General features: G+C 57.8%; 15 protein-coding genes. 7 read left to right on the forward strand and 8 right to left on the reverse strand.

The window, feature by feature from the left end; translation table 11 throughout:
* Positions 1–96 precede the first annotated feature (96 nt).
* Positions 97–2,130 carry an acyltransferase family protein gene (locus ACTJKL_RS29320; RefSeq protein ID WP_440854513.1) on the reverse strand — a complete coding sequence of 678 codons (2,034 nt, stop codon included), beginning with the start codon at positions 2,128–2,130 and terminating at the stop codon, positions 97–99.
* A gap of 113 nt (positions 2,131–2,243) precedes the next feature.
* On the reverse strand, positions 2,244–3,233 hold the full coding sequence (locus ACTJKL_RS29325; RefSeq protein WP_411934707.1) for a KpsF/GutQ family sugar-phosphate isomerase: 990 nt from the start codon (positions 3,231–3,233) through the stop codon (positions 2,244–2,246).
* Positions 3,234–3,493: 260 nt separating this feature from the next.
* Between ACTJKL_RS29325 and ACTJKL_RS29330 the strand changes: the two genes are divergently transcribed.
* Entirely contained in the window at positions 3,494–4,231 is a 738-nt protein-coding gene (locus ACTJKL_RS29330) for a hypothetical protein (protein WP_440854514.1), read from the forward strand.
* Here ACTJKL_RS29330 and ACTJKL_RS29335 read toward each other — a convergent pair.
* Positions 4,207–5,700 (reverse strand): ArnT family glycosyltransferase, encoded by a 1,494-nt coding sequence (locus tag ACTJKL_RS29335; RefSeq protein ID WP_440854515.1) that lies wholly within the window; start codon positions 5,698–5,700, stop codon positions 4,207–4,209. The genes ACTJKL_RS29330 and ACTJKL_RS29335 overlap by 25 nt on opposite strands.
* 317 nt (positions 5,701–6,017) lie before the next feature.
* Here ACTJKL_RS29335 and ACTJKL_RS29340 point away from each other — a divergent pair, with 317 nt between their 5' ends.
* Positions 6,018–6,707: a glycosyltransferase gene (locus ACTJKL_RS29340; protein ID WP_440854516.1), complete on the forward strand. Its 690-nt coding sequence runs from the start codon at positions 6,018–6,020 to the stop codon at positions 6,705–6,707.
* A gap of 130 nt (positions 6,708–6,837) precedes the next feature.
* Here the strand turns inward: ACTJKL_RS29340 and ACTJKL_RS29345 are convergent, their stop codons facing one another.
* The 3 genes from ACTJKL_RS29345 to ACTJKL_RS29355 all read right to left on the reverse strand — a co-directional run bounded on the left by ACTJKL_RS29345 (position 6,838) and on the right by ACTJKL_RS29355 (position 9,403).
* Positions 6,838–7,737, reverse strand: coding sequence for a glycosyl transferase (locus tag ACTJKL_RS29345; RefSeq protein ID WP_102762746.1), 900 nt, complete (start codon positions 7,735–7,737; stop codon positions 6,838–6,840).
* A 63-nt stretch (positions 7,738–7,800) separates the two neighbouring features.
* Positions 7,801–8,532: a membrane-anchored protein gene (locus ACTJKL_RS29350; protein WP_440854517.1), complete on the reverse strand. Its 732-nt coding sequence runs from the start codon at positions 8,530–8,532 to the stop codon at positions 7,801–7,803.
* 40 nt (positions 8,533–8,572) lie between these two features.
* On the reverse strand, positions 8,573–9,403 hold the full coding sequence (locus ACTJKL_RS29355) for a 3-deoxy-manno-octulosonate cytidylyltransferase (protein WP_100674333.1): 831 nt from the start codon (positions 9,401–9,403) through the stop codon (positions 8,573–8,575).
* Positions 9,404–9,553: 150 nt separating this feature from the next.
* Here ACTJKL_RS29355 and ACTJKL_RS29360 point away from each other — a divergent pair, with 150 nt between their 5' ends.
* Together ACTJKL_RS29360 and ACTJKL_RS29365 are read left to right on the forward strand one after the other, a co-directional pair.
* Positions 9,554–10,468, forward strand: a complete 915-nt coding sequence (locus ACTJKL_RS29360) for a glycosyltransferase family 92 protein (protein ID WP_440854518.1) — start codon at positions 9,554–9,556, stop codon at positions 10,466–10,468.
* A gap of 57 nt (positions 10,469–10,525) precedes the next feature.
* Positions 10,526–11,497, forward strand: coding sequence for a mitochondrial fission ELM1 family protein (locus ACTJKL_RS29365; RefSeq protein ID WP_440854519.1), 972 nt, complete (start codon positions 10,526–10,528; stop codon positions 11,495–11,497).
* A 19-nt stretch (positions 11,498–11,516) separates the two neighbouring features.
* Here ACTJKL_RS29365 and ACTJKL_RS29370 read toward each other — a convergent pair whose 3' ends face one another.
* Positions 11,517–12,362, reverse strand: a complete 846-nt coding sequence (locus ACTJKL_RS29370; RefSeq protein WP_440854520.1) for a glycosyl transferase — start codon at positions 12,360–12,362, stop codon at positions 11,517–11,519.
* A gap of 556 nt (positions 12,363–12,918) precedes the next feature.
* Between ACTJKL_RS29370 and ACTJKL_RS29375 the strand changes: the two genes are divergently transcribed.
* From ACTJKL_RS29375 to ACTJKL_RS29385, 3 genes are all read left to right on the forward strand, one after another.
* Complete coding sequence (locus ACTJKL_RS29375; protein ID WP_102764583.1) at positions 12,919–13,140, forward strand: heavy-metal-associated domain-containing protein; 222 nt, start codon at positions 12,919–12,921, stop codon at positions 13,138–13,140.
* A gap of 308 nt (positions 13,141–13,448) precedes the next feature.
* Positions 13,449–13,646 carry a hypothetical protein gene (locus tag ACTJKL_RS29380; RefSeq protein WP_026168999.1) on the forward strand — a complete coding sequence of 66 codons (198 nt, stop codon included), beginning with the start codon at positions 13,449–13,451 and terminating at the stop codon, positions 13,644–13,646.
* 135 nt (positions 13,647–13,781) lie between these two features.
* Positions 13,782–14,171: a YbaN family protein gene (locus ACTJKL_RS29385; protein ID WP_440854521.1), complete on the forward strand. Its 390-nt coding sequence runs from the start codon at positions 13,782–13,784 to the stop codon at positions 14,169–14,171.
* 478 nt (positions 14,172–14,649) lie between these two features.
* On the opposite strand, the gene ACTJKL_RS29390 is transcribed toward ACTJKL_RS29385, so the two are convergent.
* Positions 14,650–15,849, reverse strand: coding sequence for an IS256 family transposase (locus ACTJKL_RS29390; protein WP_440854436.1), 1,200 nt, complete (start codon positions 15,847–15,849; stop codon positions 14,650–14,652).
* Positions 15,850–16,006: the final 157 nt, after the last annotated feature.

Consider the following 16,006-nt stretch of genomic DNA (forward strand, 5'->3'; position numbering starts at 1 on the left):
TATACGAAATATAGGACCGAACGCGGCGCAATATTCAGAGTTTCTTGGATGACGGAGAACTGTCTCACGTGCGGACGAGTACCGGCCGTTGCCGGCTCAGCGATTCGAAACCCGGACGCTCTCCCGCATTCTGCTCAACACGGGACCAAAGAGTGCCGAGAGACTTTCCGCACCTTTCGCCGACAGGTGATCTCCGTCCTTATAGAGAACGGTGCCTTCTCGCATGGCATGACACCTGGAGGCGTCGCAGATTGCGCGCATCGGATCGACGACCAAAGCTCCGCTCGATCTGGCCGCCTCCGACAACACCCGCCGGGCCAAGGCTTGCCGCCGGTTCGTATATTCAAGAGAAGGAGCGATATCGAGCGAGCGACCGGACGCAGCCGCTCGTGCAAGGGCCTCCGGGACATCGAATCCCATCTCCGGCACATCCATCACCAGAATCGCCTTCGATCCCTGCCGAGCGAGCCTGGTCAAAGTCGCATCAAGTCCCTTCCTCACCGGAACGGACCAATCGGTCCGGGAGGGTACGACGCGAGGATCAAAGAAGATGCCCTGACCGGGAAGCTCTTCTCGGTGGAAGTATTTGGGCCAATAGCCCACCATGAAAATGAAGGCGAACTTTCTCTTCTCGATCAGCGACATCACTGCGGAATTGTGATCGATGCACCTCTTGACCGCGCCCGGAGGACCGAAATCCGTCTCTGGCAAAGGCGGGCACGATCCGCGCCCGACGAACATGCCCGAGATACCCATTTGGCGAGCGGCAATGTCAATCGCAGGAGCGATCGCAGCGGCGTGAGAATCTCCCCACACGAGAAACCGCGGCTCGCCTGCAGTCTCGAGCCCGACCCGACAGATATCCCCTCTCCTTATCTGATCCGGTGTCAGACCTTCTCCATTTGAATCGGTGAAACACCGCTTGGAGGAGAACGGGCTCTCATCGTAGGTGGCCTGGTAGAGCGTTCGGGCCTTTTCGGGCAATCTTTGGGGAATGCCTTCCAAATCATTGACAATGAAACCGAAGGCGACCGCAGAAGAAATAGCAGCGCTACTCACGCCGAGGATTGCGACGCGCGAGGATGCCAGCACGCCATACCGCGCGGGCTGCTCTACGAACCTCCATGAAATGTATGCGAGGGCGAACGACATCGCCACGGCGGTCAGCGCCCATCCGGTTGTCAGTTCATGGCCAAGGCCGTAGCGCAAGAACACGATTACCGGCCAATGCCAGAGGTAGAGGGAGTATGAGATGCGTCCGATGAAGACCGAGACGGGATTACCCAGTAGGCGGCCTATCGCTCCGCCTCGACAGTGTGCGTAGATCACCAGGGCCGTACCGATGCAGGGCACTGCAGCATAAATACCGGGAAAGGGCGTATCGGGAGAATAGCCGAAAACGGCCAGGAGAACTGCCAGCAGTCCAAGTGCCGCCAATGCCAGGGAGGCGCGGGGCCCAAAAGTCGGGGCAGGAGCAATGGCGACAAGGACTCCGATCAGCAGCTCCCAAACGCGAAAATGCAGCAAGTAGAATGCTTTTTCCGGTGCGTGCACGATCCCCCAAGTGCTTGCCCCGAAGGACAAGAGCGCCACCGTCAAAACGATTGCGGGAATGTGCTTACGTGCGAATTTGAACGCAAGGAAAACCGCGATGGGAAAAATCAGGTAAAACTGCTCTTCCACAGACAGGGACCAGGTATGAAGCAATGGCTTCATTTCTGACGAGAGATCGAAATAGCCGCTCTCGCTGCGGAACAGGATGTTCGAAGTGAATACGGCAGCGGCTTGTACGCTATCGCCGAAATACCGAAACTCCTGCGGCATCAGTAAAAACCATGCCGCAACGGCCGAAACGGCAATCATCGAGAACAATGCCGGGAAGATGCGTTTCATCCTCCGAACGTAGAACGCCGAAAAGCTGAAGCTGCCGCGCTCGAGGTCGGTGAGGATGATCCTGGCCATGAAATAGCCGGACAAGACAAAAAAGACGTCGACCCCGACGAATCCGCCGGAGAACGAAGTGAAGCCTGCGTGAAAGAGGAGCACAGGCAGGATCGCGACAGCTCTCAAACCGTCCAGGTCCGGGCGATACTCGAAGTCTCGGTGGATTACTGCCAAGCGAATTCCCATTTCCGTGATCGACTGCCAAGCCAATGCGGCATTTGACGTCCACGTTAGATTATACGGTGTGCTCCCCCTCGGAAGCTGGCTCGTCAACCATCTCCGGGCCGCACTATTTGTCTTCAGGCAACGCCGGCACGCAGAAGATCGTGGACGTGCAAGATGCCCGACGGCCGGCCAAAATCATCGACCAGAAACAGCACCGTGATCTTTTGCGATTGCATCATTTCCATTGCCGCACTTGCCAGCATTCCAGTCGTAATCACGCGAGGCATATGCGACATCACGGTCTCGACCGTGAGGAGCAAAAGATCTTGTGACATATGGCGCCGCAAATCGCCGTCGGTAATGACACCGACAAGCTCACCGTCGCTACCAACGACGCCGACGACCCCGAAACCCTTCGAGGACATCTGGATGACCGCTTCGCTCATCGGGCTGCCGATCGGCAAAAGTGGCACAGCCTCGCCCGTATGAGCCAGCTCATGGGCGAGCAGCAACTGCGAGCCGAGCTTGCCGCCCGGATGAAAGGTCTTGAAGTCCTCGGCCGAAAACCCCCTGCGCTCGAGCAAGGCTATTGCGAGAGCATCCCCCACCGCCAGCTGCAGCATTGCAGACGTGGTCGGGGCTAGACCATGAGGGCATGCCTCCGGCACTTTCGGCAGGACGAGCGGGATCGTGGAGTTGCGAGCGATTGTGCTACCGGAATTCGACGTGACGGAAATGACCGGAACGTTGAAGCGCTTGGCGTAAGTGAGGACGTTCCCGAGTTCCACGGTCTCACCGGACCATGAAAGCAGAATAAGCAGATCCTGCGCGGTGATCATGCCGAGATCGCCGTGACTTGCTTCCGTCGGATGCACGAAATAGGCGGATGTTCCGGTTGAAGCTAGCGTCGCGGCGATCTTGCGTCCGATGTGCCCGCTCTTGCCAACACCCGCAACAACGACCCGCCCACGCTGGGAGGCGACGAGTTCGACGGCGTCGACAAAACTACGGCGCAAGGCCGCATCATCCTCCAGACAGGCCGCCAGGGCATTGATCCCGTCGGCGGCAGTGGCGATCGTACGACTGATCGACGCCAGTATCGGGTCACTTACAACCACGTTCATTTCTTCACTGCCCATAAATATCGACGACCGGTGCTAAAGGCGTCGCTTAATCAAATCAAGATGGCTAAATTGTGCGATGCACGGGTATTTCCACGCTTTCTGAAGCGTGGCGACGGAGTATTGAAAGAATTGCAATACCGGCTCACCCCCTTCTAGGCGAAGAACCGGCGCGAATGGACAGGTAGGCTGGCTTGTGCGAGACATAAGATGTCAGTCCCGTAAGTGAATCTCGCCTGCCTACCTGGTCAATGGAATTCGCGATGACGATTGAACCCGAAGCGCTTGAAAAATTGCGAGAAAAGCACCGCCGCTGGCTCTCGCGACTTGGCATTATCGATAAGCCGTGGCTGATTCTCGGTTCGGCGCCCTCCCCCACGATTCCGCCGGACCTGATCGGATATTGCGCACGCGTCGACGTCAATAACGCTGGCAAGACGGCCAATGCACTGGGTCTCCCACCCGCCGATTTGACATTTCGAAAGCGGAAGAAGTCGTGGGAAGAGCATCCCTATGTAAGGACGAGGGGTCTTTTATGGCTTCATACAAAGTCTATCTGGGTGATGTACCTGAAACTTCTGGCAATGCCGCACGTTCGCTACAAGAGTCTGATGCGCGCCACCAAAGCTGAGCGCGAAGCGATCGTCGAGGCCGTGAGCGGCGGACTTCCCCCCGATATTGGCGAAGTCGGCAAGGTGACGAACGGAGTTGCCGCCCTGTGCTACGCTCTTTTCATGGGAGTGCCGTCCGTGACACTTGCCGGCTTCTCAGTCACCACGATGGGCCATTCCTACGACGACAAGGGGAGAATTCGCCGGCAAATTGCCGAAGACACCTTCGTTCTGACGCGTTTGAGAGATCGAGGAAATGTCTTTACGACCGAGCTGGAGCTTTCTGAGCATATCGGCCTTCCCTTGGTTCGCGAAAGAGGCGACATCACGCCCAACATCGGCAGCCCGATCGAACCGGATCAGCGTCAGCGGACGTCCGCCCAAACATAGGCAAACGTGTATACGTCGCCCGGGCGTCCGGCGTTGTAGGGAACCGAGACGATCGTCGGCTTCGAGCCGGCAATTGTTGCGGGCATGAGCTGCAGTAGAGCCGAAATGCGAGGCGGAATCTCTTCTCGTCCCCTGCCTTCGGGCGACCAGGCCGCCAAAATTCGGCCTGCCGGAAGACGTCTTTCCGCCTCCTGAGAAATTCCCGCCAGGATGATCGGGGTGTCGGGAAACTGAATTCTGAGGTTACCCGCCACGATGCTGTCGGCGACCAAGATGGCGACCGGCGGCGGGCCGGGCTCAGCGCGCACAACCTGGGCGAACCCGTTAAAGGGCGTATGTGCGAAGGAATAGTCGCCGATCATCGGACCGACGAAAACCCTTGCCCAAAGCATCACGATTACGCCGACGGAGAGGACGCCCGCGATCGAAAGAAGTGCAGGCAGACGACGGGCAGGGTCCAGGCCGGCGGCATCGATTTTCAGCATCAGATAAAGTGGAAGAAGCGCAGTAAAAAGCGCCAACCACTTCGCACGGATGTGGGTCGCATCCATTGCAACGACGATAATCGCTATGATGAGGAAGCAGGCGAGAATCATCCTGCCGACGACCCTCGTCCATAGGCTCTCGGCGCGAAGGATCTTCCCGAGGTCCGCGTAGAAGACCAACCCGAAGACGGCAAGGGTCAGCGCGACGCCCTTGAGGCTTGCAACTGCGAGCGAAACAAGCCCTTGGATCGCGTGCGGCAGCATCGCGCTGTCCGCCCCCTCCTTCATTTCAGCAACAGTGACACCAGTCGCATGTCCAAGATTGTTGACGACCCAATAGGCATGGGGTGCGACGATCACCGCGCACACCGCAACTGAAGCGAGCACGCGCCAGTCAAAGAGATATTTGCGCAGCTTTGCCTCTGGCAGGATGGCGAGCAATGCCGCCGCGGGGAGGATCACGAAATTGTATTTCGAAAGTGCCCCAAGCCCCACGGCAACGCCGACTAGCAGGTAATTGCCAAGGTTGGGTGGGTTCTTCAGAGCGCGGAAAAAGCCGTAGAGGAACAGCGACACCGCAAAAAGCGCGGCGACGGTGTGGGACAAGTCGCGCTGTGACAGAAGGAAAACCGGTGGCAGTGTCAGGACGCCTAGTACCGCCACTGCCGGACCGAGCCGACTACTGGAGAGGACACCGGCAGTGAGCCCATAGAATAGAAGGAAGAGGAACAGAAGACCGTTCTTTACGATGGTCAGCGATGCGACGGAGATACCAAATAGGGCCACCACTCCATATTGAAGCCAATTGTAGAAGGGCGGCTGGGCTCCGTATCCGAGCAGCAGATATTGTGAGAGCAGTGCTTGCTCGGATTCGTCGATCTCGAGCGAGTCCGGGCGCAGGATTTTCAGGATGATGCTGAGCAGGCAATAACCGGCAATCAGAACGTATAAGAAATCCGGTCTTCGAACCAGGAGGCTGCGCATTCCTCTCCCCATCGTCCCTGCCTATGCTGGTGGCAATATCGCGGACCAGCGACAAGCTACTAGGCGAAGTTCGCTGGAATTGCCAGAGGCCCGATCGAGGACCGCGAACCACCAAACACATCGTTTCGCTTCATCAGGACGAGACGATGGGGCCGGAAAGCGGTCGCTGCCGGCGAGAGAACGTTATCCGTTACACGAGGCTTCACGGCGCCGCCTTTTTTGGCTACATCTGAAAGCTGCTTATACGCAAATAAGTGAGTTTGAGTCGTTTCGCGGCTGCCAAGCGCGCTTGAAGCCTACCTGTCATCGGAGGTTTAATGACGGAAAGTGCTCATATTTACATCGGCTTCGACAGCAAGGAAGTCGTCGCCTATCATGTTCTTTGCCAAAGTATTTTGGAAAAGAGCTCCATCCCGGTCACGTTCACGCCGATATCCCTGAACAACGTCGACAGGATTTTCACGCGCGAGCGGAATCCTCTCCAATCTACAGAGTTTTCCTTTTCACGATTCCTCGTGCCTTATCTAAGCCGGTATGAGGGTTGGTCCCTTTTCGCTGATTGCGACATGCTGATGCGGACTGATATCGCCCAGTTGTGGGAACTGAGAGACGATCGCTACGCAGCGATGTGCGTAAAACACGACTACGTTCCGAAAGTCGAAACGAAGTTTCTGGGCCAGGTCCAAACGAAGTACGAAAAGAAGAACTGGTCGAGCGTGATCCTGTTCAACAATGCCAAGTGCCGAAACCTCGATTTGGATTACGTCAATACCGCTACCGGGCTGGAGCTGCATCAGTTCAAGTGGCTGGATTCCGACGACCTGATCGGCGAACTGCCCGCGAGCTGGAATTGGCTTGTAAACGAGTACGAATATTCGCCGGATGCAAAGCTCGTCCATTTCACCGATGGCGGACCTTACTTCGACGAGTATAAGAACGATGACTACGCCGAGGAATGGTTCGCTGCACGTGATCGTGTTCTTCATGTAACGCAGCGCTCGGCTTAATCGCTCGACACCCATAAGCCATTTTCATCGGGGCGGTGCCCGTCCCATCGTCGTCTCACGTGCCGATGCGCCGGCGATGGACTTTCGTCAGAGAACCACTTGGCGATAGAGCATCACCGGCGTTGGAGCATCACTGAGCGAAACTTGCGTCGTAGCCGAACCCCATTCCGACAAGGGCCGAGACCGGCGAGTGGTTTACGACCTCAATGCCGCTTTCGGCGGCTATGCTGCGTGCCATGACCAAATGATCGACGATCCGCTTTTGGGCGACGACGATTCCCGAATAGGCCTTGTCGGTTGTTTCGTAGTACCTCGGTTCATCGGCATTACTGAGATCGATCCCCACAAAACCGATCGAGCGGGGCCTCCAGGCGACGGCAAACTGTGCGGCTGAAACCGCGACCGAGCCTGCCTGGAAAATGCCGGCCAAAGGGTCTTCGGAAAAGCCGACGTCGCCGTCCTCGCTCAGCCGCACATACGGCAGCTTGCGCAGTTCCGCGGTGTCCCGACGTGCTACCCCGTACGGCTTTCGCACGTTATCGATCAATACGACCGGCCTGTCCCGCAGCCATGTGCCATCGAGCTCGCAGATCGCCCTTATGACGCTCACGGACAGCAGACAGACGCATCCGGCAGGAATCCGCTTCACGAGATCGAAGTGTCTCCATACGAACCGTTCGTCTTCGATTGCTATCGCCAGAGGCTTTGCTATCACGCTGGGGAAAAGGTGCAACGCGCCGTTCAAGAGAAGGCACGAAGACCCGTCTGCGCGGGTCAGATCGCATCGGGCGACCGAGGGGCCGGAGCCGACGATAAGCACATTGGACGGTCTTTCTTCCAAGGCGTGCGAGGGGCTCGTGAGACGTCCTACCAATTCGCCGCGATACTGGATCGTGCCGTCTCGATCAGCGCTTGCAAGTTCGAGCTTCAATCCGGGAAACCAGTCTTGGACATGCGCCCTGGAACGACCCAGGAGAAGCCGAACGGCGATCTTGATGCAGGAACGTGAAAAGGGTCGATTTGAAATCATTGATTTCTCTGACGCAGGCGTTGAGCGACCAAAACGACGACATAAGGACAAATATGCAAAGTACTAGCGGCTTGAACCGCTCCACAACGGAATGCCTAATTCTTCCGAAACCGGCGGATCCGCCGTGAAGATCGGGCGGCCCTCACTCATCAGCTTCGAAACAAGGACTTTATCCATTTGAACGTGAAGACGCGTCAATCCCGTTGAATTGTAGACGTGACCGCTTGAGTTCGGATTTATTCCCGTGATGATGACGGCGGGTGCTCCGTTGTAGAGGGCAAAAAGGACCGCGTTCATACCGTTCGAGCACTTGGAATCGGCGTCCATCTCGAGGGAGCGCAAGTCAGCCACACGATCCAGCAAGGCCATCCGCTCGTATCGATCGACGATTTCGAGCCGTTCGTATTTGTAATCGAACGCTCGCAAACCTTCCTCCAGGCGTGCGCGATCGTCCTTGCGCCAGAGAAATACGTAGAGCGTCCCTGTACGCTGCCCCTTCAGCACACGCCTGACCTCGATCGCGTTCGCAGTGGTTCCTTCGATCTGGTTGAACATCATCATGGTAATGTCCGGCGCATCAACGCCCCACTTGGCGATGACCGATTGCGAGCCGTTCACGGTAATGATCCTGAAACTGTCGTCCAATCCGGCCGGCCTATTGGAAAGAGGCGCGGATCCGACAACCACGACGGGGCTGTTGAATCGAAACGGGGCAGCCGGCGGATCCGGGCGCAGTATACGGTACTTCAGATTTCGATATATGCGCTTGCGCGCATCGGAGATCCACGACCCCATACATCCTCGCCAGAAATCGATATTAGAACTTTCGATGCTGCTATGCTTTGGTTTTCTTTAGAAACTTCGGCTTCAGCCGACGTAAAAATTCGTCAATGGACCGAAACGCGTTTGTCAGGGAAATCAATTTGTCCACTTGCGCATCGGTCTGGCTCAGACGCAGCGACAGGACTTCTGCGATCGTCGCGGAGATTTCGGCTGCGGGCAGCTCCGGGAAGCGGGAGGCAAGCGTCATGTAACTGTTGGCCGGCCTGGAGCCATGCATCGTCAGCTTGCCGACACGCGCGAAGAGGCGCAGGAAGACCTGCTCGAAAGTCCAGTCGTGGACGTTCACAACCCGCCACTTGTCGCTTCGCTTCGCCGAGAACCCTGCAAGAACGATTTCAGCCGGAAGCGACTGGTTCACGAGCCACAGGGCCATGGCGAAGCCGCTCGTGGCGACCTTGTCCTTCGGGTAAAAGTCTGCGCAGAAGCCGACCAGATCCAGGTGGCCGGTGGGCGTGCCCAGGTAATCCGCGCTTGTGTTCAGCCTCTCGATCTCCGCCAGCCGGATGTTCATGATGCCCAGGAACTTCTGGGGCGCGAGCAGCTTGACGACGTCGGCGACCTCGTTTCGATATACGATGTTGGCGCCTCGTGGCTGAGCGCGCGATATCAGGAGGGAGTTGCCGGAAAATTGTTCATCGAGGATTTTGTAAACCTTGTTGAAAAACACGAAGAGGGCCGTCCCAGGGTATTCCTCCTGGAGTTCCTTCACGCTTACCTCGTCACTGTTGGCAACGAGGACAACGTGTGAAAACCTGGAAAACAGAGCCCGCCATTGCTCAGGCGCCGCCAAATTCTCCGTCGCTCCCGAAGCGGGAAAGTCCATGCCTGCTCGTCCCAACCCTGGCGTGCTTTGAGCCCGCGGCCTCTCGATGTTGCCAAGCCTGGATACCAAGTTCGGCTCCCACCCTCTATAAAGGCGATGTATTCGAAGTAGAAGCCACCGGCTCGATGTTTTTAAAACCAAGGGATGTAAATGTTCAAAATAAAGGCTGAGCGACATCTTACGAGAGAACTTGCGATCACTCCTCCGCAGGGCGATCGCGGCCGGCAAGGGATCGCGGTCGTCGCCTGCGTGAAGAACGAAGCCAGCTACATCGAGGAATGGGTGCGTTTTCACCGAGGCGTCGGCGTTCGCCATTTCTGCCTCTACGATGACGGCTCGACCGATGGGACGTTCGATATCCTGCAACGGGTTTTGGCGCGCGAGGAACTGACCGTCGTGCCCTGGAAGATGCGTATGCGCGATGAAAGAAGCGGTGAGTTCCTGAACGGGCAGACGATCGCTTTCGCCCATGCGATCCTGAATTTTGGCAGCCGCTTCGAGCGTATGGCGTTCATCGATGTCGATGAGTTTCTCCTGCCGAAAAACGGGCGAACACTGGAGGACGCCTTGCGAGGAGCAGGTGACTTTCCCAACATCTCGTTGCCTTGGCACATGTTCGGCCATAGCGGTCATATTTCGCGACCGGCAGGGCCTGTGTGCCTCAACTATAAAATGCGCGTCTCCGACCCCATGCGGCAGAGCCTCGACGCAAGCAACTTCAAATGCATCGTCGATCCGGTCGAAGTCACGAAAGTGGGCGTGCATCACTTCGAAACAAGGTCCCACGGCGACAGGACGGCGAATGATTCGGGGAAAGTGGCATCGCGACGAGGGCGGAAGGCTGCCGATTTTTACTCCGCCGAGTTCATTCAGCTCAATCACTATTATGCGAAGTCGATGGAGGAGCTGAAGGAAAAGACGGAAAGAGGCTGGTCCTTCGACGGATCTGCAGAGAAATACCGGAACAAGGTCTCGGCCACGATCAAGTATATCGAAGCGAACGTTGTCGAAGACCGCAGCATGCTCGAATTCGTCGAAGAGAACGGGATCGACCTCGGCCGGTGATTTGAAGCCGCGCGAGGCGCGGGCGAAAGAAAACAAGCGTCACATCGGAGCTCAGCTTTGCAAGACAACGACGATAGAGTGGTGAAAACGCCCAGCACGAACTGTGTGTGGGCTGTGGCGGAAAGCAAGGCGGGAACGCTCACGCAGTGCCTCGGCGTTGGAAAGGAGTTCCATCAGGAACCGGTGGTAAAGCTGATCAGTCGGACTCGCGGCCTGAGAAAGCTGTTCGAACCCAGACTGTTTCGCAATAGGGAACCGCGTCCCGAGGTCGTGATCTCCTGCGGTTTCCGCGCTGAACCGGCGGTCCTCGACATCAAAGCGGCCTATGGCGGCAAGCCTCTCACCGTCCATCTCCAACGCCCGCGCATCGAAGGATATGATCTCGTTTTCGTCTCTCGTCACGATTGGGTCGAGGAACTGGACCGGCGGGCGAACTATCATTCGATGGTCGGAGTACCGCATCAGATTACCTGGGCGCGACTGGCGCCTCTCAGAGATGCCGCACGCAGACGATTGTCGCCGGACGGACGCCCAATAGTTGCCGTCTTCGTAGGCGGCTCAAATGGCGCGTATGTCTACGACGACAGGACCCACCAAAACATCAAGGGCGCTATCGAACAATTGGAGAAACAGGACTGGCGCGTCGTCGTGTCGGTTTCACGCAGATCCGAAGACCACACGCAGCAGGCTCTGTCGGCACTGAACAGCGCAAACATCGCGGTCTGGGACAGGCGAAGCGAGAACCCTTATCTCGACTACATGGCAGCCGCCGACGCGTTCGTCATCGCAAAGGACTCGATCACGATGCCGTGCGAGGCTCTCGCCACGGGCAAGCCGGTCTACATACTGGATTTGACCCCCGTCGAGGGGCCACGGCTGGAGAAGTTCGAGCGCTATCACCAGGACCTGCACAAAACTCTGCAACTGACCCGGCCGTTCGAGGGAAGGATCGAACCCTACAGCTACGAACCACTGGATGAGACGCGCCGCATCGCCTCGGTAATCCGTTCCCAGCTCAACCGTCCGTAAGGCCTAAGCGGCTTCACGGTCATTCGCGCCAGTGCTCCGCCACCCAGGGCGTCGGACGGATATAGTGTCGCAAGTATTGTAGCGCTCCCTTATCCTTCCTTCGCTTCGCATCGAAGACGCCCGCTATGTGTTTGAACGCTGTGTCGTGGGGACGCTTCGTTCCGTATCGGCCTTCTATTGCGTGCTGTGGCTGCAGACCGCGCGGAAAAATAACGACACGTGCCTCAGGCGGCAGGCTCGGCGCAAAGAAGTAATTGAGTGGAAATGGCCAGCGGCAGTCCTGACGAAAATGAAGAACCCATTTTCTTGGAAACAACGTTATACCCCCAGGCGCGTTGCGGCTCACGAAGCGCTGCTCATACCGGTATTCGTCGGCGACGCCCTGTGGGTCGGAGCGGAACTTGTCCTGCAGCGGCGCGAGTTTTCCAACGGGAAAGCGGAAGAGGGACGTTTGCCCAAGACGTTCAAAGGGGGTGGTTTGGTTTCTCGCCAGAATTACGTCATCCGCCCGCCCAGTCTCGAAGAAAACGTCCAGCGATGACACGATCACGAGATCCAGATCGAGAAAAAGCACTGGCCCCCTCAGTTTTCCCAGGGTCGGCCCCCAGAGCCGCGCCTTGGGCCATATGCCTCTCGTGTTGGTCGGCATGCGCTCTACATCGAGTGGAGGCAAGTCTTCGCAAAGTATCGCCGGGTTCAGACCTGCGCGATTATCGGTAAAGCACGTGAAGGTAAAAGGAGGCGTGATGTTGCGAGCAACCATCGCGTAGAGCCTATTAATAAAGGGCGCTCCATATTTTGTGCCCCAATTGATGCATATGACTTGCTTCACGCCGCCACTTGCTGCCAAAACGTTTGTGGTCATTTGCTCCGTTCCCAGTTGCTGCACATGTCCTGCAGCCGTCGATCCTCAATCCGCTCGCAGGCGTGCCGAACTGGGCACAAAGAGTGAATAAGCGCGACCATCGTGACCCTATTACTTGCAAGCCGCGCCTTCGCCAAGGCGCTGGCAGCTCGAAATTCGCCAATACATCCACGCAGAAGTGACGAGCAGCTGCCGCGCCTGGTCCGATGTGATTTCTCGCCGTCAACGCGCGCGTTGCACAACTGATACTGTCCAGTTCGTGGCTGGAAATCGACGCTGGAGTGTCCAATCTCAGCTCCGACAAGTTCACCGGAAAGCCGCCTTGACGCGTTGGAGCAGCAGCTCGCGACCGGCTGTGGACCTGTTTACCGGCCGCTTTGGGGCACAGCGTTACCTGCAATCAGCCGCATTGCATCGATTTTCCTTTCCTTGGCTCGCCGGTTCTGGTTCTGGCACCATCAGCAGGGGTGCACAGACAGAATTGTAGAGCACACCCTTGACCTTGCCATCGTTGGAATCTCCACATTCAGTCAAGTCAGATCAAAGGAGACTTTCGATGCATCACCTCATCGTAGAAGACATGACCTGCGGACATTGCGCCGCCACGGTCGAGAAAGCCGTCAGAGCCGCCGACCCGCAGGCCAAGGTGGCCGTCAATCTCGAGGCGAAAACCGCCTCGATCGAATCCGGGATCGGATCCGATGTATTCATCGCTGCGATTGAAGACGCTGGTTACCGGGCGTCCTTCAAGAAGTCCTGCTGCAGCCACGTCGATTGATATCCAAGGCAACCCAAACAATCGAAACGCAGCAGTGACGGAATTCAAAGCACGCCCAGTCCGCGCGGAAATTGCCTCGGCTGGACGAGAGCGAGAGGGCGGCAGACCCGGAGGAGATCGCTCCGACATGCTGCAAGGTTGGCGACTTCAACGTTCGCCATCCCTCTGGTCGAGAAGACTTCAGTCAGAGTGCCCTGAGATAATTGCATGGAATCACGAGCGCGTGGAAGAAAAAGGCCCACAACGGGAGCCTTGTCATGTGATTGGATTTTCGGTTTGATCGACACCGGCAACACAGGGGCAGCTCGATGACTTACCTTGAAGAAGAATCAGAACGCGGAATTCAGCTCTTCATGGCTGAATACGCGGTTAACCGGGAAGATGCCCTTCGTCTCATCGTTCGAGACTGGCTAGGCAGTCACGGTTATCTCGCCTTAACTGAAGATGAATCAGAACTCGGCAAAGACACCGCATTCGACGACACGGAGACACTCGGCGGTGCCTAGAGCAGCGAGGCGCTTTTCTCCGTCACTCCTGTATGTTGAGAAATGAAGCAGCTTTCTCCCTCCAATCCGGAGCTTTAATTTCGTCTCGGCGGGAAAAGCATTGCCGGCATTTGGCAGCTGACCGGAAGAAGGTAGATGAATCTTTCCATGCGACTTGCACTTCTCAGTCTCGCGTGGGTAATGGTCGGGCTCGGCATCGCCGGAATCTTCCTCCCGCTGCTACCGACGACGCCTTTCCTCCTCCTGGCAGTATGGTTGTTTTCACGCTCCTCGCCGCGCCTCGCGAAATGGCTGATGGACCATCCATTGCTAGGGCCGCCGCTACGTGACTGGCGAGAAGAAGGCGCAATCTCACGTCGTGCCAAGGTATCTGCAATTTTGCTGATGAGCTTGGCGCTCCTCTACTTGTGGGTTGCGCTCGAACCACCGGCAACCGTTTTGCTCGTGGTTGCGGGGATCATGCTCACATGCGGTGCCTTCATCGTGTCCCGTCCCGAACCGCCAAACAAGCCAAACAAGCGATGAGCTCAGCAGCATGCCCCCGCGCTACCTTTTTCGAAACGTCGTTTTGTGGGCAATCAGCGCCGGCCGGCAGTGATGAATGTGATCGCTCCTAAGAAACAAGTGCGGCAGCGCTCTTGACCCCAGGAATGAGGCTTAATGCACTGGACGCTCTAACACATAAGGCGTCGCGGAATACCTAGGAGGTCAGTCCGGGAATTCTTTGGGGACTTGGTGACTCGACGTTGCATTTGCCGCTCCCCCAACGAGACACGGTAATGAAGCGTTTTTACTGGGTTTAAGGTTGTCTTCTTGCTTGTGTGCAATCGCACAACAGGAGACCTGAATGACAGACTCGGAAATGCGCGCCATCGTCCAAGCCAGCTTCATGATGCTCCAGAAGTTGATCGTCGAAGTTGCCGCAACGAAAGGAGAGATCATGTCCCAGGGAGTGGTGTAGGTGGCGGCTGGGTCGCCGCGTTCTCCGGCATGGCCGGTATGATCAGCGCGCCACGGCTGGCAGGCTGATGAGCGGATCATCGCTCATCTGGCTGATGGTTTCCAGCGTCATGTATCTGGCGCGCTGCACAGCCCATTCGTCGTTCTGCTCGAGCAGGATCGCGCCGACGAGGCGGACGATGGCGTCATCATTGGGGAAGATGCCGACGACCTCGGTCCTGCGCTTGATTTCGCCGTTGAGGCGCTCGATCGGGTTGGTCGAGTGCAGCTTGGCGCGGTGCTCCTTCGGGAAGCTCATGTAGGCGAGAACGTCTTCTTCGGCATCATCCATGATGACGGCGAGCTTGGGCACCTTCGGCCGGATCTGGTCGGCGACGGCGCGCCATTGGGCGCTTGCGGCTTCCGGTGTCTCCTGGGCGAAGGCGGTGGCGATGAAGGCGGAGACGACACGGCGGCCGCTCTTGCCGGCGTGGGCGAGAACGTTGCGCATGAAGTGGACCCGGCAGCGCTGCCATGTGGCGCTGAGAACCTTGGTGACGGCCGCCTTGAGGCCCTCGTGCGCATCGGAGACGACCAGCTTGACGCCGCGCAGTCCGCGCCGGGTCAGCTTGCGCAGGAACTCGGTCCAGATCGGTTCGGCCTCCGAGGTGCCGACCTCCATGCCCAGCACCTCCCGGCGACCGTCGCTGTTGACACCGACGGCGATGATCACGGCGACGGAGACGATCCGGCCGCCGCGGCGGACCTTCAGGTAGGTGGCATCGATCCATAGATATGGCCAGTCACCCTCGATCGGCCGATCGAGGAAGGCCTTGACCTTGCCGTCGATCTCCTCGCACAGCCGGCTGACCTGGCTCTTGGAGATGCCACTCATGCCCATGGCCTTGACCAGATCGTCGACCGAGCGGGTCGAGATTCCCTGCACATAGGCTTCCTGGATGACCGCCGTCAGCGCCTTCTCGGCCATGCGCCGCGGCTCCAGGAAGCCCGGAAAGTAAGAGCCCTTCCTGAGCTTCGGAATGCGCAGCTCGACGGTTCCGGCGCGCGTCTCCCAATCCCGCTCGCGGTAGCCGTTGCGTTGGGCCGTCCGCAGCGGGTTCTTCTCACCATAGCCGGCACCGGTGGCGGCCCCCACCTCCAGCTCCATCAGCCGCTCGGCGGCAAAACCGATCATCTCGCGCAAAAGATCGGCGTCGGGGGACTTCTCCACGAGCGCACGCAGGTTCATCATGTCGTCGGTCATCGGTGGTTCCTTCGAATCAGGTTGGTGTCAGCAACCCGACCCTACCGGAGAACATCGATGACCACCGCTCCGCCGCCCGCTCACTACGGCGCTGTGAAGGGCGCGCTCGCGAGCGGCTTCGCTACCGCCGAGCTACACCACCTGTGGGGACACGACC

The organism is Sinorhizobium sp. 22678, from assembly GCF_052044265.1.
Taxonomy (GTDB): Bacteria; Pseudomonadota; Alphaproteobacteria; order Rhizobiales; family Rhizobiaceae; genus Sinorhizobium; species Sinorhizobium meliloti_A.